Genomic DNA, 17,525 nt, shown 5'->3' with positions numbered 1-17,525 from the left:
GATGGTCTGAGGCAGGGCGTCGCCTCTCACCTCCCTCATTGCCACGAAGACGGGAGGCGCTTCACGACAGCGAAGCTGGCAGTCCGACTTCACGTTGCGACAAATTCAAAATGGATTCCCGCCTTCGCGGGAATGACGCAACAGATGCGGAGCATTTTTCAGTGAGCAAAACGATTCTTCTCGACGGCAGCAGCCTGACGCGTGCGCAGCTGGTGGCGGTGGCGCGGCAGGGGGCCTCGGTGGCGCTGGATCAGGCGCAGCTCGCACGCGTGCAGCGCGCCGCGGATTTCCTCGCCGAAAAGGTCAGCTGCGGGGAGCCGACCTACGGCGTCACCACCGGCTTCGGCAGCAACGCCGACAAGCTGCTGGGCGCGCACCGCGTGCGCGACGAGCTGCCGGCCAGCCACGCCGGCGCGCCCGAGGGCACGCTGATGGAGGAACTGCAGCACAACCTGATCATCACCCACGCGGTGTGCGTGGGTAAGCCCTTTGGCGAGGACGTGGTGCGGGCGATGTTGCTGATCCGCATCAACACCTTGATGCGCGGGCACTCGGGCATCCGCGTCAGCACGCTCGAAGCGTTGACCGCGATGCTCAATGCCGGCGTGGTGCCGGTGGTGCCGGAGAAGGGTTCGGTAGGCGCCAGCGGCGACCTGGCGCCGTTGTCGCACCTGGCGATCGTGCTGCTGGGTGGCGGCGAGGCGTTCCATCGCGGCGAGCGGATGAGCGGCGGCGAGGCGCTGAAGCGCGCCGGACTCCAGCCGATCCGCCTGTCGTTCAAGGAAGGCCTGGCGCTGAACAACGGCACCGCGCAGATGCTGGCCACCGGCGCGCTGGCGCTGGACACGCTGGAGGCCTTGCTGGACACGGCCGACGTGGCGGCGGCGATGACCCTCGACGCGTTCGCCGGCCGCAGCGGCGCGCTGCGCCCGGAAGTGCACGCCCTGCGCCCGCATCCGGGCCAGGTGGACGTGGCGGCGCGCGTGCGCGAGCGGCTGGCCGGCTCGACCCTGCTCGACATTCCGTATCACCTGGTGCCGCGCTTCAAGTCGTGGACCGCCGAGGCGTGGAGCGAACCGGACGACCAGGCGCTCAGTTTCGACATCGGCTGGGATTGGGTGCCGGCCAACCAGCGCCACGGTCGCGAGGCGTTCTACAGCCGCTTCCTGCCGTTCAAGGGCGGCAAGAAACACCAGCCGCAGGATGCCTACAGTCTGCGCTGCATGCCGCAGGTGCATGGCGCGGTGCGCGATGCGTGGGCGCAGGCGTGCCGGGTATTCGACATCGAACTGAACTCGGTCACCGACAATCCGCTGATCTTCCCCGACAACGACGCCGCCGAATTCATCGAGGAGCAGGTGATCTCGGCCGGCCATTTTCACGGCATGCCGCTGGCGCTGGCGATGAGCTACGTGAAGGCGGCGATCCCGGTGCTGGCGTCGATCTCCGAGCGTCGGCTCAACAAGCTGGTCGACCCGGCCACGAATGATGGTTTGCCGGCCTTCCTCACCGGCAACGAGGATGGCACCGATTCCGGTTTCATGATCGTGCAGTACACCGCGGCGGCGCTGGTCAACGACCTGGCTACCCGGGCGCATCCGGCCAGCGTGTATTCGGTGCCGACCAGCGCGAATGCCGAGGACCACGTCTCGATGGGCGCCAACGAGGCGCGCCACGTGCTGGAGATGATGGAAGACCTCGGCCACGTGCTGGCGCTGGAGCTGTACACCGCGGCGCAGGCGCTGGATTACCGCCAGGAGATGCTCAACGCGGCCCGCCGGCTGGCCACGCGCGGTGGCTGGCAGGCGCTGGCGGCGAAGATCGCCAACGCGCCGCGCGAAGACCAGCCGCACCACCCGCAGTTCGTCGCCGAGGTGCAGCAACTGGCCGCGGCACTGGCCGGCGCGGGCGACTTCCACGCCGGCGTCAGCGTGCGCGAAGCCCACGCGGTGCTGCGCGGGCAGATCGATTTCATGCATCGCGACCGCGCGATGGACGGCGACATCCGCGCGGTCTGCGCACTCGTGCGGGATGGCGCGTTCCGCGCCGGCCACTGATTCGACTTTCCAGGGAATACATCTCATGAGCCTGATCCAGACCCCGGTGTCCTACGGCGAACTGATCGACAAGATCACCATCCTCGAAATCAAGTCGCGTCGCATCGCCGACGAGGCGAAGCTGGCCAACGTGCGCAACGAACTGGACCTGCTCAACGCCACCTGGGCCAACGATGCGGCCTCGCAAACCGACATCTCGGACGAGCGTGCCCGCCTGCTGGCGGTGAACGAGCTGCTATGGGACATCGAAGACAGGATCCGCCTGAAGGAACGCGCGCAAGCGTTCGACCAGGAGTTCATCGAGCTGGCGCGCGCCGTGTATTTCCGCAACGACGAGCGGGCCGCGTTCAAGCGCGAGATCAACCTCAAGCTCGGCTCGCAGCTGGTTGAGGAAAAGTCGTACCAGGATTACCGCGCGGTCTGAATCTCCGGCGTTTCAGCCGAGGCCGAGTTCCCTTGCCGCGGCCTCGTAGCGTTCGACCACGTCGCCGACGCTGATCAGGTCCATCACGCCGGGCTTCTCGATCTTGCTGCCCCAGGGAAGGTCGCCGGCCGGCTTGCCCAGGTACTTGCGCGCCGCCTCGTCGTATTTGTTCACGCACCAGCGGCGGTCGGAGTACGGCCCGGATCGATCCGGATTGCTCGCGGCATGCAGGCCCAGCACCTTCGTGCCCACCGCGTTGGCCATGTGCATCGGGCCGGAGTCCGGCGTCAGCAGCAGCTGCGCCCGGCCGAGCATCGCCAGCAGCTTCTTCAGCGTGTCCTTGCCGGTGAGGTCGAGCGGCTGGCGCCGGCAGGCCGCCAGCACCGCATCGGCCATCGCCCGTTCGCCGGCGGAAGGTCCGCCGATCAGCGCCACGCGCCAGCCCCGCGTGGCGGCATGATCCATGACCGTGGCGTAGCGCTCCGGCCGCCAGTTGCGCAGCGCATGGCTGGAGGTGGGACTGACCAGCAGGGTGGGTACGTCGCCGGGCAGCTGTTCGGCGGCCCATGCATGCGCCTCGTCCGGAATCGGGATATCCCAGCGCACCCGGGTCTGCTTCAGGCCGAGCGGCTCGCAAAAGCTGCCGATCGCATCAAGCACGTGTTCGCTACTGCGCGCCGGGATGCGTTCGTTGATGACCAGCCCGTGCAGATCCTTCGAACGCGCTCGGTCATAGCCGACGCGGCGATCGGCGCTGATGCCCAGGCTCAGCAGGTTCGAGCGCATCGCCACCTGCATCTGCAGCAAGGCATCGAAGCGCTGTCCGCGCAGCGCCGCGTGCACCGCGCGCATGCCGGCCCAGCCGGCGGCCTTGTCGAAGGTGACGAACTCCACGCCGGGCAGATCGCCGACCAGCTTGCGTTCGAGCTTGCCCACGATCCACGTCAGCGACGTGTCCGGCCATGCCTGCTGCAGTGTGCGCAGCAGCGGCACCACGTGGGTGACATCGCCGATGGCGGAGGTGCGCAACAGGCAGATCGAGGCGGGTGTCGGGTTCGGGGTCATGGGGCCTGGGTTAGAATCGTGGGCATTCACCGGGCATGATGATGCAGGAACGAACCCACAACGATGCCGAAGGCGCGATTCTGTTCGACGCGACGGTGTCGTCACAAGTCGGGCATGAATGGTTCGCCGCGGATTACTGGGGCGAACGCGGTGCGTTGCGGACGCAGTCGGGTGGCCGCGGCGGCGTCGCGATCATCACCACGCCGATCGGTGAATGCGTGCTGCGGCATTATCGTCGCGGTGGCCTGGTGGCGGCGCTGATGGGCGATCGCTACCTGTGGACGGGCGCCGCGCGCACCCGTCCGTTTGCGGAATTCCGCGTGCTGGCCGAGATCGCCCGGCTGGAGTTGCCCGGCCCGGTCGTGGTGGCCGCGCGCTATCGCCGGCATGGCCTGTTCTACAGCGCCGACCTGATCACCCGCCGCATCGCCGACGCGCAGACCCTGGCCGAATGCCTGGCAAGCGGGCGGATGGACGGCGAACTGGCCGAAGAGGTCGGTGCGCTGGTGGCACGCTTTCACCGCGTCGGCGTCTGGCACGCCGATCTCAATGCGCACAATGTGCTGGTGACGCCGGAGCAGCTGTACCTGATCGACTTCGATCGCGGACGCATGCGCATTCCCGCCGGAAGCTGGCAAACAGCCAACCTGCAACGCCTGCGCCGCTCGCTGCTCAAGCTTGGCGCCGCCGCCGCGGGCGAAGCGGCGTTCGAGGAAACCCTGTGGCAACCCCTGCTGTACCGCTATGGGCGTACGCTCAATCCATGAACTGGCATCTGAACTTTCTCGGCGTCGGCGCGGCGCACGCGGCGGAGCTCGGCTCCTCCGCGGCGGTGCTCGAGCGCGATGGCGTGCCGCTGCTGCTGGTCGATTGCGGCCCCGACACGCTGGACCGCTACATGGCGACCTACGACGCGCTGCCGTCGGCCGTCTTCATCACGCACACCCACATGGACCATGTCGCCGGACTGGAGCGACTGTTCATCAAGCTGTGGTTCGACGGGCACCTGCGCGGCACCACCCGCGTCTTCCTGCATGCCGGCCTGATGCCCTGGTTGCAGGCGCGCGTGGCTGACTACCCCGGCGTGCTGGCCGAAGGGGGCGTGAACTTCTGGGAAGCGTTCCGGCTGATCCCGTGCACGCGCGGCTTCTGGCTGGACGGCTTGTGGTTCGACGTGTTCGCCACCCGCCACCACGTACCGGGAACCTCGTACGGACTCGCCCTGGACGGCTGCTTCGCCTATACCGGCGACACCCGGCCGATCCCCGAGGTGCTGGCGCGCCATGCCGGGGGCACGGGGCTGATCGCTCACGACTGCAGCCTGGTCGGCAACCCCTCGCACACCGGCATCGACGACATCGAACGCGAATACCCCGCGTCGCTGCGTCGACAGATGATCCTCTATCACTACGGCAGCGCTGCCGATGGTGAAGCGCTGGCCGCCCGTGGTTATCGTGTGGCTGCCACGGGCGAGCGTGTTGCGCTGGCGCCACCTTCTGCGCCTCGCGCTGATGCTGGCTGAGCGACCTGGTCGCTTGCCTGTATCCGAGCCTGCGGCTATCCTTCCGCTTCTTTGTCGGGCAACGCATGCTTGGCAGAGGCGGTTTCACCCATGCGGAGAGGTGTCCGAGTGGTTGAAGGAGCACGCCTGGAAAGTGTGTATAGGGTAAAACCTATCGCGGGTTCGAATCCCGCTCTCTCCGCCAGTGAGTGAAACCGTATGACGCAGGCTGAGGTTCGACAAATTCGTCTGGAACGAATTTGGACAGCCGCAGGCTGGCCCCTCGCGGAGCGAGGGGTGAGGTCCAGGATGGGCCGAGCAATCCCGCTCTCTCCGCCAGAATTCGAGTAGTGCGACAGCCTTGACGGGCTGGCGCAACAGCAAAACAACCAAGCGATATCGCTTGACGTCCATGGTGGCCCCGTCGGTCCCCCCGCGACGATAGTTCGCAAACTCCGCCAGGTCCGGAAGGAAGCAACGGTAGCGAATGATTCGGGTGCCGGGGTGTGGCTGGCGGGGCCGCCGCCATTTCGGGCGTGCCGTTACTGACTTGGCCGCCCCGACTTGGCACAATCGGTCTTTGCCCCAACGTTGGTAGCCATGTCCTATCAAGTACTCGCCCGCAAGTGGCGTCCGCGCAAGTTCGCCGAACTGGTCGGGCAGGAACACGTGGTGCGTGCGCTGACCAACGCGCTTGATACCGGCCGCATGCACCACGCCTACCTGTTCACCGGCACCCGCGGCGTCGGCAAGACCACCATCGCGCGTATCTTCGCCAAGTCGCTGAACTGCGAGCGCGGCCAGTCGGCCGATCCCTGCGGCGAGTGCTCGGTGTGCGTGGCGGTGGACGAGGGCCGTTTCGTCGACCTGCTGGAGATCGACGCGGCCAGCAACACCGGCGTGGACGACGTGCGCGAGGTGATCGAGAACGCCCAGTACGCACCGTCGCGCGGCCGCTTCAAGGTGTACCTGGTCGACGAGGTGCACATGCTGTCGAAGAACGCGTTCAACGCGTTGCTGAAGACGCTGGAAGAACCGCCGCCGCACGTGAAGTTCCTGCTTGCCACCACCGACCCGCAGAAGCTGCCGGTGACGGTGCTGTCGCGCTGCCTGAAGTTCAACCTGAAGCGGCTGCTGCCGGAGCAGATCTCCGGCCAGATGCGGCACATCCTGGGCGCCGAGAACATCAGCTACGACGACAGCGCGATCGGCGAGCTGGCACGCGCCGCCGACGGTTCGCTGCGTGACGGCCTGTCGTTGCTGGATCAGGCGATCGCCTACGGCGGCGGTGCGTTGCATGCCGACGACGTGCGCACGATGCTGGGCAGCGTGGCGCGGGGGCAGGTGCTGGGCGTGCTCGATGCGCTGGCCGCCGGCGATGGCGAGCGGCTGCTGGTCGAGTGCCGGCAGATCGCGTCGTATTCGCCGGATTTCGGCGGCGTGCTGGACGATATCGCCAGCGTGCTGCACCGCCTGCAGCTGATCCAGCTGATTCCCGGCTATCGCCCCGACGAAGCCAGCGAGGACGACGGCGAGCTGTCGTCGCTGGCCGAACGGATCACGCCCGAAGACGTGCAGCTGTACTACCAGATCGCCACCTCGGGCCGGCGTGATCTCGCACTGGCACCGGATGCGCGTACCGGTTTCGAGATGGCCCTGCTGCGCATGCTGGCGTTCCGTCCCGGCGACGGCGCGCCGTCGGCGCGCGTCGAGCGACCGGCGAACAATCAAGCCGCCGCACCGCGGCCGCCTGCGCCCGCGCCTGCGCGTGCTCCCGCGGCGCCGGTGCGTGCAGTGGAAGTTTCAGCTCCTCCGGTGGCTGCTGCGCCAGCGCCCGCGCCGGCTGTTCCCGTGACGCGCGACGCCGATGGCCTGCCCGATTGGGAATCGCTGATCGAGCGCGCCGGCCTGCGTGGCCCGTTCAGCGTGCTGGCGCAGAACGCCATCCTGCGTGAACGCGACGGCCAGACCCTGGTGCTGGCCCTGCAACCGGCGCACATGAGCATGGCGGTCGAGCCAATGGTCAGCCAGATGGAGGAACGCATCGGCAACGCGCTGGGCGAGCGCATCAAGCTGCGTTTCGTGAGCCAGAACCAGGCCGCCGGCGCGCAGACCCCCGCGGCTCGCGCCGCGCAGGCACGCAACAGCGCACAGGCCGCTGCCGAGCAGGCGATCGAGGACGATCCGCTGGTGCAGACGCTGAAGCGCGATTTCGGCGCACGCGTGGTGCCGCAATCCATCAAGCCCTTTGACAACGAATCCGGAGCCAGGTGATGAGAGGACAGATCGGTCAGCTGATGCAGCAGGCCCAGCGCATGCAGGAAGACATGAAGCGCGCGCAGGAGGAAATCGCCAAACTGGAAGTCACCGGCAGCGCCGGCGGCGGCCTGGTCAGCGTGGTGATGACCGGCGCCCACGAAGTCCGCCGCGTGCAGATCGACCGGCAGACCTTCGCCGACGATCCCGAGATGGCCGAAGACCTGGTCGCCGCCGCGATCAACGATGCGGTGAACAAGGTGGCCCAGGTCAGCAAGGACCGGCTCGGCGGCGTCACCGCCGGCATGAACCTGCCGGCCGGCTTCAAGATGCCGTTTTGAGGCTGGGAATGGGGAATCGGGAATGGGGAATCGGAACGTCAAGAGCATGAAACGCCTCGCTCCGCTTCTGCCATTCCCCATTCCCGATTCCCCATTCCCGGATATTGCATGAGCGGCTCCCCACTTCTCGCCGAACTGATCGAAGCGCTTCGCTGCCTGCCCGGGGTAGGCGGCAAGAGCGCGCAACGGATGGCCTTCCATCTGCTGGAGCGTGAGCGCGATCGCGGCCTGAAACTCGCGGCGGTGATGGAACAGGCGATGCAGCGCATCGGTCATTGCGAGCGCTGCCGCAATTTCAGCGAAGAGCCGTTGTGCGCGCTGTGCGCCAGCGCCACTCGTGACCGCCAGGTACTTTGCGTGGTGGAGTCGCCGACCGATCTGGCGGCGATCGAGCAGGCCACCGGTTTTCGCGGCCAGTATTTCGTTCTGATGGGTCGCCTGTCGCCGCTCGATGGCCTGGGGCCGGAAGAGCTGGGCCTGCTGCAGCTGAGCCAGCGCCTGGGCGAAGGCGAGGTCGAGGAACTGATCATCGCCACCAACCCCACCGTGGAAGGCGAGGCCACGGCGCATTACCTGGCCCAGCTGGCCCGCGCCGGCGGCGTGCGGCCGACCCGGCTGGCGCATGGCGTGCCGTTGGGCGGCGAACTGGAATACGTCGACCGCAGCACGCTGGCACACGCCTTCGGCGGTCGCCAGCTGCTGGACTGAAGCCTTGATCCGAGGGAGCCCGACATGAGCGACACGATTTTCAGCAAGATCATCCGGCGCGAGATACCGGCGGACATCGTCTACGAGGATGACGAGGTGCTGGCCTTCCGTGACCTCAATCCACAGGCTGCGGTGCACGTGCTGTTCATTCCCAAGCGGCCGCTGGCCACGCTCAACGATGCGGTGGCGGGTGATGCGGAACTGCTCGGCAAGCTGCTACTGGCGGCGGCGAGCTACGCCAAGTCGGAGGGTTTTGCCGAGCAGGGCTATCGCACCGTGATCAACTGCAACGAGGATGGCGGCCAGACCGTGTTCCACCTGCACGTGCATCTGCTCGCCGGCCGCCGGCTGCACTGGCCGCCGGGCTGAGATGGGAGCAAAAAAACGCCGGCTGCGAGCCGGCGTTTTTCTGGATGCTTATTTCTTCGGGGGCGGCGGGGGCGGGCGCACCACGATCACCCGGCGCGGATAGAAACCGCCGTACGGATAACCGCCCCAATACGGACCGAAGCCGGGACCCCAGAACGGGTCATAGAAGCCCGGCGGATAGTTCACCACCACCGGCCGCTTCGGCCACAGGTAGACCACGTCGGCCTCCACCCGCGGGTAGGCGTAGTCGAACTCGCCGACCTTCTGCGACACCGTGCCGTGCAGGGTGCCGGTGACGGTCAGCTCGCGGCCGCGAACGAACACTTCCGGATCGTAGAAGCCATTGCGGCAGGCCACGAAGCGGCCGAGATTCTCGCCGTTGCTGCCGGCCGTGGGGCGCGCCTGGCTGTCGAGCGGGCGGGACAGCAGGTAGAAGCAGGTCTGCTGGGGACCCGGCTCGGTCTTGATGATTTCGCCGCCCCAGCGCACGTGCGTGCCGCCGGCGCCGCCTTGCTGTGCGCTTGCGGTGGACACGTCGGCATAGGTGCCTTCCAGCGGTTTCGGAATCGTCGCGCAGCCTGCCAGCAAGGCCAGGGCTGCGGCGAGCGTCAATGGGCGGTACAGGGACATGGGGATATCTCCAAACGGGGGCAGCGATGACGGCCGTCGATTCGACGGCTATTTGACCACGCGGGCGATACGGAAATCCCGTACCGACCGGATGAAGCGGCGCAATGGTTCAGTTGGCGGTTCGGCATGGGCGTAGCGCAACTCAAGATAACTCCTCATCAGCTCGGCCAGTTCCTCGCGTCGATCAGGCAATGCATCGGCAGCGCGGCGCAGGTAATCCTGCGGGCCTTCGCCGCGCCGGCGCACGATGCCCTTGCGCGCCAGCTTGCGTTCCAGCTCGCGCATGGCCCCGCGCAACGGGTCACGCGGCTGTCGCCGGCGCAGGGCCCAGACCAGGCCGATCGCGACAAACAGCGTGCTGCTGATCGCCAGCAGCCAGCCCAGTGTCGCGGTATCGACATCGCGAATGCCGAACGGCTGCAACAGGCCGCGCTGGCGCAAGGCGTCGAACCCGATAACGCCCTGATCCCACCAGCGGTTGACAATGTCCCAGCGGTTGCGCAAACCCTGCAGCCAGTCGGTGCGGTACCAGGCCAACTGGTCGCCGGCCGCGGCGGCGGCACCTTGCGACACGCGTTCCGGGCGCACGGCGGCGGTGGGGTCGACGCGCACCCAGCCGCGACCGGGCAGCCACACTTCGCTCCAGGCGTGGGCGTCGGAGTTGCGCACCAGCAGGTAATTGGCGGCCTTGTTCCAGTATCCGCCCTGATAGCCGGTGACCACCCGGGCTGGAATGCCGGCGGCCCGCATCAGCACGGTGAAGGACGAGGCGTAGTGTTCGCAGAAACCTTCGCGGGTGCCGAACAGGAAGTCGTCCATGGCGTTGCGCCCCAGCGGTGCCGGAGCCAGCGTGTAGCGAAAGCCGCCGTCGTGGAACAGCGCGAGCGCGGCGCGCACGATGGCGCCGTCGTCGCCGCCGTGACTCTGTCGCCACTCCCGTCCCAGCGCCAGCGCCCGCGGGTTGAATCCGTCGGGCAATTGCAGCCAGCGACGCCGATGTGGGCCCAGCTTCGGTTCCAGTCGATAACGCGTGGCCGAACTCAGGCTGTAGCGGAGCGTGTCGTTGACCGGCTTGTCGGCGACCACCACCCGGTCGGCCCGCATGCGGGCACCGTCCGGCGGGTCGATCGGCATGTCCAGGGTGGGCAGCACGTTCTGGTGGCTGGCGACGAGGCTGACGTGATAGCTCGTGGCGCCGGCGACTTCCAGCTTCGACGGCGCCAGCGCGGCGAGGTCGCGGAACGTCCAGGTGAAGCCGTCGTAGCGGGCCATGACGTAGGCGCGGAAATAGCGCTGGGCGCGGGCCGGCGGGTCGCCATCGAAAGTCACCCGCATGGCTGGGCTGTCGTCCATCATCAGCTCGGCAAACTTGCCCGGCGACATGCTGTCGGCCAGGCCCGTGCTGGCCTGGTCGGGCGTGGGCGCGCCCCACAGCGGCGAGTCGAGTCGGGGAACCAGCAGGAAGGCCAGCAGCGCCAGCGGCAATGCCGCGCCGATCAACCCCAGGCCGGGCAGCAGCGAGCGCGGCAGGCTGTCCGTCGCCTGTGCGGGTTCCAGTGCCCGCAAGGTCGCCAGCGCAGGCAGCAGGCCGAGAGCGACGGCTACGGTGGCGACCATGCCCTGACCCGACAACAGCGCCGCCATCAGGGCGAAGCAGGCGAAGCTGATGCCGACCCGGGCGTCGCGGATGGTTTCGGTCTCCAGCAGCTTCAGCACCAGCAGGCCCACCGCCAGCGCGGTGCCGGGTTCCCGGCCGAAAACATTGCCGTACTGCAGGAACACCGCCAGTGTCAGCAAGGCCAGCATCGGCAGCTTCAGCCAGCGCGGCACGCGACCGGCGCGTTGTCGCCGTTGCCACCAGCGCCAGCCGAGCACCACGGCCAGCACCGCCACGAGCCACCACGGCATGTGCAGGGCATGCAGGCCGAGCACCATTGCCAGGGTCAGGCTGAGCAGGTCGAAAGCGCGGGCGTCGACGGGATGGACGGGCGCGGCGGCTCGCAGGCGGCTCATGGCAATTGCGCCAGCGCGTTCATGCAGCGCGCGTAGTGCAGCGGCCCGTTGCTGCTGGCGATCTCGTCGCCGGGCAGCCACAGGCTGTAGCTGCAGCGCTGCGCCTCCGCCTCGTCCACCCAGCGGGCGAGGCGGGCGATGCGCGCCTCGTTCTCCATGCCGCCAAGCTGGCGCCAGTCGAGCTGCCATTGCGGGCGGCTTTGCGGCTGTTCGAAATCCTTGACCAGCAGATTTTCGTGGCGCGCACTGCTTTTCCAGGCGATGTGGCGGCGCGGGTCGCCGACCCGGTAGTCACGCAAGGCGGCCAGTTCGTCGCCACGGTACAGCCGCATGTGGCGGGCATCACCCGCCGGCGCGCGGGGTGGCGGACCGGCATCCTCCGCGCGCGGCCACACCAGCACGGCCTGCTCCGGTCGCAGCCAGCTCCAGGCGCGGAACATGCCCAGCGGCCAGCTGCTCCATACCCGCATGCGCGGCATCGCCTGCCAGCCACGCTTTTCGGTGGCCAGGGAAAGTTGCACCGCGGTGCCGCTGCGACCATCGAGCGCGAAGGCGATGGTGCCGTCGGCAAGCTCCACGCGAATCGATTGGCGCGCACGGGCGGAGTCGAATTCCAGGGTGAGCGTGAGCGGGTCGCCGGCCACCGCGTGGCCGGGGCGGACATGTGCCAGGCGCAGGCCGTCGAGGTTGCGGAATGCCACCAGCATGCTCGCCGCACTGGCGGCGCCGAGCAGGCAGGTCAGCAGCAGGGCGGCGTTGTTGCTGTAGTTCAGCGCGCCGGCGAGCATCACCAGCAGCAGCACGGAGAAGCCCAGGCCGAAACCGGTCGGCACGATGTAGATGCGGCGCCGGTGCAGTTCGATCGGCAGGCTTTCCGGGCGGCGATAGCGGGTGAGTGCGGGCAGCCGGCCTTCGGCCCAGCGTTGCAGGCGTTGCATCACGCTGCGCATCAATCCACCGCGACCTCGGCCAGCAACTGCCGGGCCAGCGTGTCGCCATGGGCGCCACGTGCCGGCAGCAGGCGGTGGGCGGCCAACGGAACGAACAGCGCCTGCAGGTCTTCCGGCAGCACATGGTTGCGATGGTGGAGCAGGGCCCATGCCCGTGCCGCGCCTAGCAGGGCGAGGCCGGCGCGTGGCGACAGCCCCACCCGAATGTCGGCATGGCGGCGGCTGGCGCTCAGCAGGGCCTGCAGATAATCGAGCAGGGCATTGCTGGCGGTGATCGACTGCGACTGCCGATGCAGCTCGATCAGCGCCGCCGCATCCAGCTTCGGGCGCAACTGCGCCAGCAGGTCGCGCCGGTCGCTGCCGCCGAGCAGGGCCCGTTCGGCGGCGGCGTCGGGGTAGTCCAGCGACAAGCGCAGCATGAAGCGGTCGAGCTGGGAATCGGGCAACGGGAAGGTGCCGTTCAGATCCAGCGGGTTCTGCGTGGCAACCACGAAGAACGGCTGCGCCAGCGCGTGGGTCTGGCCGTCCACGGTGACTTGGCCTTCGGCCATCGCCTCCAGCAGGGCGCTTTGCGTTTTCGGACTGGCGCGGTTGATCTCGTCGGCCAGCAGCAGGCCGGTGAAAATCGGGCCGGGGTGGAAGCGGAACTGCGCCGTCTCGCGTTCGTAGACGCTGACCCCGAGGATGTCCGAAGGCAGCAGGTCGCTGGTGAACTGCACGCGCTGGAAGTCCAGCGCGAAGGTGGCGGCCAGGGCGTGCGCCAGGGTGGTCTTGCCCACGCCGGGCACGTCTTCCAGCAGCAGGTGGCCGCCGGCGATCAGGCAGGCGAAGGCCAGTTTCACCTGCCGCGGCTTGCCGAGCAGCACCAAGTTGACCTGGGCCATCGCGGCATCCAGTCGCTGCTGCAGGGATTCTTCGTGAGGCTGGGTCATGGCGGACATCGTGGCAGGGTTCTTCGCTGGCGTGACGGGTGCCAGTGTAGCCGCCCCGCAGGGATGTTCCGGGACGGCCTCAGGGCAGGGCGACGCCGGCTTCGCGCAGCAGGCGCGCCAGTGCGATCAGGGGCAGGCCGATCAGCGCGCTGGGGTCGTGGTTGTCGATGGTTTCGAACAGGCTGATGCCGAGACCCTCGCACTTGAAGCTGCCGGCACAATCCAGGGGTTGTTCGCGTTCCACGTAACGAAGGATTTCGTCGGCCTGCAGCGGGCGGAAGCGCACGCGGGTCAGGTCGACATGGGTGTGTTGCCGATGCTGGCGGGTGTCGATCACGCACAGCGCGGTATGGAACACCACCTCGCGCCCCGAGCTGGCGGCAAGCTGCGCGCAGGCATTCTGCGGGTTGCCCGGCTTGTCCAGCAGCCGGTCGTCCAGCGTGGCGACCTGGTCCGAACCGATCACCAGCGAGTCCGGATGGAGCGCAGCCACGGCCTCGGCCTTGGCGATGGCCAGGCGCAAGGCGCGTGCCCCGGGCGCTTCGCCGGGCCATGCCACCTCGTCGGTTCCCGGCGCGGCCTGTTCGAACTGCGGCAGCAGCCGGCGCAGCAGTTCGGCACGGTAGCGCGAGGTCGAGGCCAATACGATGCGGGGTGAGGGGCCGGCCTGGATCATGGGTCCGATTCGCGCCGGATATGTTCGCGCATGGCGCTGTCGAGATCGGTCTGCGCCTGGTCGAGTGCCTTCAGCAGCGGTTGCAGGCGGCTGCGTGTATCGCGCATCGAGGTGGCGGCCTCATCCAGTTCCTGCTGGCTGGCATGCGGCGAGCGATCCCTGATCCACAGGCGTTGCTGCAGCAGGGCGCGCAGGCCGGCGTCGACCGCATGTCGGGCCTCCTGCTCGCTGGCGGCGGGCAGGTCCGGGTTCAGCGACATCACCGCATGCGCCTGTTGCAGGCCGGCGCGGCAGGTCTTCAGGTCTGCTTCCAGGCGATCGGCCAGGTCGAGCAGGTTGTTCAGGCTGCTGCCGCGCAGGTTCTGGCGCCGCCGCAGCAGCAGCGCGCTGGCGGCAAGGCCGACCAGCAGCACCAGCAGCGCGACGAGGCCCAGGGTGAGGTAGGAGTTCAAGGGCAGCGGCTCGGGCGACAGGGAGAGCAAGTCTGCCGCATCGGGGGCAAATCAGGCAAAATGCGCCGCCGACCACCCATTTCGGGGGTCCGGGCGCCGCACCAGTTGACTTCAGGCGGCCTGGAACCTAACATTTCGCGATTATGTCCGTGACACTGCCAGAGTCCGTGGACGCTTGGCGCATGGTCTCGGCGCGGCGTTCGTTCGAGGGAACGCTTCCTGTGGCGTCCATGTCACGCCTGTGCGAGGCGTTGGCCGATACCGTTGGATCGGTGCATTTCGAGCTGGATTTCGGGCGCGACGAGCTGGGCATCAGCTATGTCGACGTCCGCGCCACCGGGTCGCTGAGCGTGACATGCCAGCGCACGCTGGAGCCGTTCGACTTGCCGGTGACGGTGGACACGCGGCTCGGCCTGATCAGACAGGAGCGCGAAGAGGCGGGATTGCCGCCCGATTGCGAGCCGCTGCTGGTGGCCGAGGATGGCCGGTTGAATCCGGTGGATGTGATAGAAGACGAATTGTTGTTGGCGCTGCCGCTGATTCCGATCAATCCGGACAGCAGCCTGCCCGACGAAGCGATCAGCCAGGAACCGGAGACCTCCGGCGAAGGGCAGTCGGAAAATCCGTTCGCGGTGTTGCGCGAATTGAAGAAGTAAACGCCGACCCGAGTCATCGGGTCATCAAGTCACAGATCATCAAGTTTCCGTTGGAGAACTACCATGGCAGTTGCCAAGAGCCGCCGTACCCCGTCCACCCGCGGCATGCGCCGCTCGCACGATTCGCTGAAGACCGTGCAGCTGTCGACCGATCCGACCAGTGGCGAGGTGCATCTGCGCCATCACGTCACCAAGGACGGTTACTACCGCGGCAAGAAGGTGATCGAGACCAAGGGTGCGGTGTCGGTCGAGGATTGATCTGCTTCGGGAGCCCTTCGGGGTTTCCGGGCCTGATCGGCAAAACGGCGCGGTGACGCGCCGTTTTGCGTTGTTGGACAGCCGGATGCCGGGCGCGGCGGTTGCACTGGTGCCGCCCAAGGCGTTCAATCCCAAGTTTACGTTGATGGACAGCTGAATGGCCCAGATCTACTCCCGCATCATTGCCACCGGCAGCGCGCTGCCGGAGCGCGTGGTAACCAACGCCGACCTGGAAAAGATCGTCGAGACGAGTGACGAGTGGATCCGCAGCCGCACCGGCATCCGTCAGCGTCATATCGCTGCCGACGGCGAGACCACCGGCGACCTGGCCTTCCGTGCCGCGCAGCAGGCGCTGGAGGCAGCCGGCGTCAAGGCGTCCGAGCTTGATCTGATCATCCTGGGCACCACCACGCCGGACATCATCTTCCCGTCCACCGCCTGCCTGGTGCAGCATCGCCTGGGCGCCAACGGCTGCGCCGCGTTCGACGTCAACGCCGCGTGCTCGGGCTTCGTCTACGCGCTGGGCATCGCCGACAAGTTCATCAAGAGCGGACAGTCGAAGAAGGTCCTGGTGATCGGCGCGGAAACGCTGACCCGGATGGTCGACTGGACCGAGCGCGAGACCTGCGTGCTGTTCGGTGACGGCGCCGGCGCGGTGGTGCTGGAGGCTTCGAGCGAGCCGGGCATCCATGCCACCTGCCTGCATGCCGATGGCGGCCACAAGGAACTGCTGTACAACCCGGTGGGTGTCTCCGTCGGTTTCAAGGATGAGCCCAACCACGGCGTGCGCATCCGCATGGCCGGTCGCGAAGTGTTCAAGGTCGCGGTGAAGACGCTGGACTCGCTGGTCGAGGAAACCCTCGCCGCCGCCGGCATGAACGAGTCGCAGATCGACTGGCTGATTCCGCACCAGGCCAATCTGCGCATCATCGAGGCGACCGCCAAGCGCCTCAACATGTCGATGGAGCGCGTCATCGTCACGGTCGACAAGCACGCGAACACGTCGTCGGGCTCGGTGCCGCTGGCGCTGGATTACGCGGTGCGTTCGGGCAAGGTGCAACGTGGCCAGAACCTGCTGCTGGAAGCCTTCGGCGGCGGTTTCACCTGGGCGTCCGCGCTGCTGCGCTATTGATCCGGCAAGCGTTTCCATGCCGGTCACGATGCCGCCCTCGGGCGGCATCGCATTTTGCGATGCCGGCGGATTCGCGAAATACAGCTGCGTATGGCGGCCCATGCATGGCACCATGTTCGCTTTCGTCGACGGGATTCGCCCATCCATGAGTTCACCCGCTTCCTCGCTCGCTTTCGTCTTTCCCGGCCAGGGTTCGCAGTCGGTCGGCATGTTGGCCGAACTGGCCGCCGCACACAGTGAAGTCCGGGCCACCTTCGACGAAGCTTCGCAAGGCGCCGGTATCGATCTGTGGAGCCTGAGCGCCCAGGGTCCGGAAGATCAGCTCAACCGTACCGAGAACACCCAGCCCGCGCTGCTCGCGGCCAGCGTCGCGGTGTGGCGGGTGTGGCAGAAGCTGGGCGGCGCGCAGCCGGCCCGCCTGTCAGGTCACAGCCTGGGCGAATACAGCGCGCTGGTTTGTGCCGGAGCGATCTCCCTGCATGACGCGGCCGCGCTGGTGGCCGAACGCGGCCGGCTGATGCAGGCCGCGGTGCCGGCGGGCGTCGGCGCGATGGCGGCGATCCTCGGCGGCGACGACGCGCAGATCGCGGCGGTGTGCGACGAGGTAGCGCAGGGCCAGGTGGTGGCGCCGGCGAATTTCAATTCGCCCGGCCAGCTGGTGATCGCCGGCAACGCCGAGGCGGTCGATCGCGCGCTGGCGCGACTGGCCGAGCTGGGCGTGAAGAAGGCGATCAAGCTGGCGGTGTCGGTGCCGTCGCATTGCGCACTGATGCGCGAAGCGGCCGACAAGCTGGGCGAGCGGATGGCGACGGTCGACTGGAAGCTGCCCTCGGTGCCGGTCATCCAGAATGCCGAGGCGTGCAGCTACGGCAGCGTCGAGGAGATTCGCGGGGCGTTGCAGCGCCAGCTGTACATGCCCGTGCGCTGGACCGAATGCGTGCAGGCGCTGACCGCCGGTGGCGCCACGCGCGTCGCCGAATGCGGCCCGGGCAAGGTGCTGGCCGGCCTGATCAAGCGCATCGACAAGAGCATCGAGGCGCGCGCGATCGGCGCGCCGGCGGATCTCGATACCGCACTCGCCGAGTGGGCCTGACGGCCCCTCGAT

At 67.7% G+C, this 17,525-nt stretch carries 19 protein-coding genes, 1 tRNA gene and 1 other RNA gene; 14 read left to right on the top strand and 7 right to left on the bottom strand.

Features of this window, described 5'->3' with window-relative positions:
- The first annotated feature begins 110 nt into the window (after positions 1-110).
- Together AC3A56_RS01000 and AC3A56_RS00995 are read left to right on the top strand one after the other, a co-directional pair.
- Positions 111-2,057 carry an HAL/PAL/TAL family ammonia-lyase gene (locus AC3A56_RS01000; RefSeq protein WP_487769035.1) on the top strand — a complete coding sequence of 649 codons (1,947 nt, stop codon included), beginning with the start codon at positions 111-113 and terminating at the stop codon, positions 2,055-2,057.
- 25 nt (positions 2,058-2,082) lie between these two features.
- Entirely contained in the window at positions 2,083-2,481 is a 399-nt protein-coding gene (locus AC3A56_RS00995) for a DUF6165 family protein (RefSeq protein ID WP_007805148.1), read from the top strand.
- 12 nt (positions 2,482-2,493) lie between these two features.
- On the opposite strand, the gene AC3A56_RS00990 is transcribed toward AC3A56_RS00995, so the two are convergent.
- Positions 2,494-3,546: a glycosyltransferase family 9 protein gene (locus AC3A56_RS00990; protein WP_487769034.1), complete on the bottom strand. Its 1,053-nt coding sequence runs from the start codon at positions 3,544-3,546 to the stop codon at positions 2,494-2,496.
- Positions 3,547-3,581: 35 nt separating this feature from the next.
- Here AC3A56_RS00990 and AC3A56_RS00985 point away from each other — a divergent pair, with 35 nt between their 5' ends.
- The 8 genes from AC3A56_RS00985 to AC3A56_RS00950 all read left to right on the top strand — a co-directional run bounded on the left by AC3A56_RS00985 (position 3,582) and on the right by AC3A56_RS00950 (position 8,721).
- Entirely contained in the window at positions 3,582-4,313 is a 732-nt protein-coding gene (locus AC3A56_RS00985) for a 3-deoxy-D-manno-octulosonic acid kinase (RefSeq protein WP_487769033.1), read from the top strand.
- Positions 4,310-5,068 carry an MBL fold metallo-hydrolase gene (locus AC3A56_RS00980; RefSeq protein WP_056765896.1) on the top strand — a complete coding sequence of 253 codons (759 nt, stop codon included), beginning with the start codon at positions 4,310-4,312 and terminating at the stop codon, positions 5,066-5,068. Before AC3A56_RS00985 ends, AC3A56_RS00980 begins: the two co-directional genes overlap by 4 nt.
- Positions 5,069-5,162: 94 nt before the next feature.
- Positions 5,163-5,252, top strand: a tRNA-Ser gene (locus AC3A56_RS00975).
- Positions 5,253-5,469: 217 nt separating this feature from the next.
- Positions 5,470-5,566: signal recognition particle sRNA small type (ffs, locus tag AC3A56_RS00970), an RNA gene on the top strand.
- Positions 5,567-5,647: 81 nt separating this feature from the next.
- Positions 5,648-7,321 (top strand): DNA polymerase III subunit gamma/tau, encoded by a 1,674-nt coding sequence (dnaX, locus tag AC3A56_RS00965; RefSeq protein ID WP_487769032.1) that lies wholly within the window; start codon positions 5,648-5,650, stop codon positions 7,319-7,321.
- Positions 7,321-7,644, top strand: a complete 324-nt coding sequence (locus AC3A56_RS00960) for a YbaB/EbfC family nucleoid-associated protein (RefSeq protein ID WP_040672683.1) — start codon at positions 7,321-7,323, stop codon at positions 7,642-7,644. Before dnaX ends, AC3A56_RS00960 begins: the two co-directional genes overlap by 1 nt.
- Positions 7,645-7,752: 108 nt before the next feature.
- Positions 7,753-8,352 carry a recombination mediator RecR gene (recR, locus tag AC3A56_RS00955; RefSeq protein WP_007805160.1) on the top strand — a complete coding sequence of 200 codons (600 nt, stop codon included), beginning with the start codon at positions 7,753-7,755 and terminating at the stop codon, positions 8,350-8,352.
- Positions 8,353-8,376: 24 nt separating this feature from the next.
- Entirely contained in the window at positions 8,377-8,721 is a 345-nt protein-coding gene (locus AC3A56_RS00950) for a histidine triad nucleotide-binding protein (protein WP_487769031.1), read from the top strand.
- 48 nt (positions 8,722-8,769) lie between these two features.
- Here the strand turns inward: AC3A56_RS00950 and AC3A56_RS00945 are convergent, their stop codons facing one another.
- The 6 genes from AC3A56_RS00945 to AC3A56_RS00920 all read right to left on the bottom strand — a co-directional run bounded on the left by AC3A56_RS00945 (position 8,770) and on the right by AC3A56_RS00920 (position 14,374).
- Positions 8,770-9,351 (bottom strand): Slp family lipoprotein, encoded by a 582-nt coding sequence (locus AC3A56_RS00945; protein WP_056765904.1) that lies wholly within the window; start codon positions 9,349-9,351, stop codon positions 8,770-8,772.
- Between the two features lie 48 nt (positions 9,352-9,399).
- A complete protein-coding gene (locus AC3A56_RS00940; RefSeq protein WP_487769030.1) occupies positions 9,400-11,364 on the bottom strand; it encodes a transglutaminase TgpA family protein in 1,965 nt (654 codons plus the stop codon).
- Complete coding sequence (locus tag AC3A56_RS00935) at positions 11,361-12,314, bottom strand: DUF58 domain-containing protein (protein ID WP_056765907.1); 954 nt, start codon at positions 12,312-12,314, stop codon at positions 11,361-11,363. The genes AC3A56_RS00940 and AC3A56_RS00935 overlap by 4 nt, the downstream gene beginning before the upstream one ends.
- Positions 12,314-13,255, bottom strand: a complete 942-nt coding sequence (locus AC3A56_RS00930) for an AAA family ATPase (RefSeq protein WP_056765909.1) — start codon at positions 13,253-13,255, stop codon at positions 12,314-12,316. Before AC3A56_RS00930 ends, AC3A56_RS00935 begins: the two co-directional genes overlap by 1 nt.
- A 70-nt stretch (positions 13,256-13,325) precedes the next feature.
- Positions 13,326-13,922: a Maf family protein gene (locus AC3A56_RS00925; protein WP_487769029.1), complete on the bottom strand. Its 597-nt coding sequence runs from the start codon at positions 13,920-13,922 to the stop codon at positions 13,326-13,328.
- Positions 13,919-14,374 carry a hypothetical protein gene (locus tag AC3A56_RS00920; RefSeq protein WP_204111122.1) on the bottom strand — a complete coding sequence of 152 codons (456 nt, stop codon included), beginning with the start codon at positions 14,372-14,374 and terminating at the stop codon, positions 13,919-13,921. Before AC3A56_RS00920 ends, AC3A56_RS00925 begins: the two co-directional genes overlap by 4 nt.
- 182 nt (positions 14,375-14,556) lie before the next feature.
- Here AC3A56_RS00920 and AC3A56_RS00915 point away from each other — a divergent pair, with 182 nt between their 5' ends.
- The 4 genes from AC3A56_RS00915 (at position 14,557) to fabD (ending at position 17,513) form a co-directional block, all read left to right on the top strand.
- Positions 14,557-15,030, top strand: a complete 474-nt coding sequence (locus AC3A56_RS00915; RefSeq protein WP_487769617.1) for a YceD family protein — start codon at positions 14,557-14,559, stop codon at positions 15,028-15,030.
- Positions 15,031-15,093: 63 nt separating this feature from the next.
- A complete protein-coding gene (gene rpmF / locus AC3A56_RS00910; RefSeq protein WP_007081784.1) occupies positions 15,094-15,288 on the top strand; it encodes a 50S ribosomal protein L32 in 195 nt (64 codons plus the stop codon).
- Between the two features lie 157 nt (positions 15,289-15,445).
- On the top strand, positions 15,446-16,420 hold the full coding sequence (locus AC3A56_RS00905) for a beta-ketoacyl-ACP synthase III (protein ID WP_487769028.1): 975 nt from the start codon (positions 15,446-15,448) through the stop codon (positions 16,418-16,420).
- Between the two features lie 145 nt (positions 16,421-16,565).
- A complete protein-coding gene (gene fabD, locus AC3A56_RS00900; RefSeq protein ID WP_487769027.1) occupies positions 16,566-17,513 on the top strand; it encodes an ACP S-malonyltransferase in 948 nt (315 codons plus the stop codon).
- Positions 17,514-17,525 lie beyond the last annotated feature (12 nt).

The sequence above is a fragment of the Rhodanobacter sp. Soil_C_14 genome (genome assembly GCF_057657335.1).
This window is presented reverse-complemented; position numbering and strand designations above follow the sequence as displayed.

Bases quoted from the DNA above. Each gene is read 5' to 3' on its own strand.
- AC3A56_RS00930 (WP_056765909.1), bottom strand. From the start codon at position 13,255: ATGTCCGCCATGACCCAGCCTCACGAAGAATCCCTGCAGCAGCGACTG.
- AC3A56_RS00950 (WP_487769031.1), top strand. From the start codon at position 8,377: ATGAGCGACACGATTTTCAGCAAGATCATCCGGCGCGAGATACCGGCG.
- AC3A56_RS00925 (WP_487769029.1), bottom strand. From the start codon at position 13,922: ATGATCCAGGCCGGCCCCTCACCCCGCATCGTATTGGCCTCGACCTCG.
- AC3A56_RS00985 (WP_487769033.1), top strand. From the start codon at position 3,582: ATGATGATGCAGGAACGAACCCACAACGATGCCGAAGGCGCGATTCTG.
- dnaX (WP_487769032.1), top strand. From the start codon at position 5,648: ATGTCCTATCAAGTACTCGCCCGCAAGTGGCGTCCGCGCAAGTTCGCC.
- AC3A56_RS00945 (WP_056765904.1), bottom strand. From the start codon at position 9,351: ATGTCCCTGTACCGCCCATTGACGCTCGCCGCAGCCCTGGCCTTGCTG.
- AC3A56_RS00980 (WP_056765896.1), top strand. From the start codon at position 4,310: ATGAACTGGCATCTGAACTTTCTCGGCGTCGGCGCGGCGCACGCGGCG.
- fabD (WP_487769027.1), top strand. From the start codon at position 16,566: ATGAGTTCACCCGCTTCCTCGCTCGCTTTCGTCTTTCCCGGCCAGGGT.
- rpmF (WP_007081784.1), top strand. From the start codon at position 15,094: ATGGCAGTTGCCAAGAGCCGCCGTACCCCGTCCACCCGCGGCATGCGC.
- AC3A56_RS00905 (WP_487769028.1), top strand. From the start codon at position 15,446: ATGGCCCAGATCTACTCCCGCATCATTGCCACCGGCAGCGCGCTGCCG.
- AC3A56_RS00940 (WP_487769030.1), bottom strand. From the start codon at position 11,364: ATGAGCCGCCTGCGAGCCGCCGCGCCCGTCCATCCCGTCGACGCCCGC.
- AC3A56_RS00960 (WP_040672683.1), top strand. From the start codon at position 7,321: ATGAGAGGACAGATCGGTCAGCTGATGCAGCAGGCCCAGCGCATGCAG.
- AC3A56_RS00990 (WP_487769034.1), bottom strand. From the start codon at position 3,546: ATGACCCCGAACCCGACACCCGCCTCGATCTGCCTGTTGCGCACCTCC.
- AC3A56_RS00915 (WP_487769617.1), top strand. From the start codon at position 14,557: ATGGTCTCGGCGCGGCGTTCGTTCGAGGGAACGCTTCCTGTGGCGTCC.
- AC3A56_RS00935 (WP_056765907.1), bottom strand. From the start codon at position 12,314: ATGCGCAGCGTGATGCAACGCCTGCAACGCTGGGCCGAAGGCCGGCTG.
- recR (WP_007805160.1), top strand. From the start codon at position 7,753: ATGAGCGGCTCCCCACTTCTCGCCGAACTGATCGAAGCGCTTCGCTGC.
- AC3A56_RS00995 (WP_007805148.1), top strand. From the start codon at position 2,083: ATGAGCCTGATCCAGACCCCGGTGTCCTACGGCGAACTGATCGACAAG.
- AC3A56_RS01000 (WP_487769035.1), top strand. From the start codon at position 111: ATGGATTCCCGCCTTCGCGGGAATGACGCAACAGATGCGGAGCATTTT.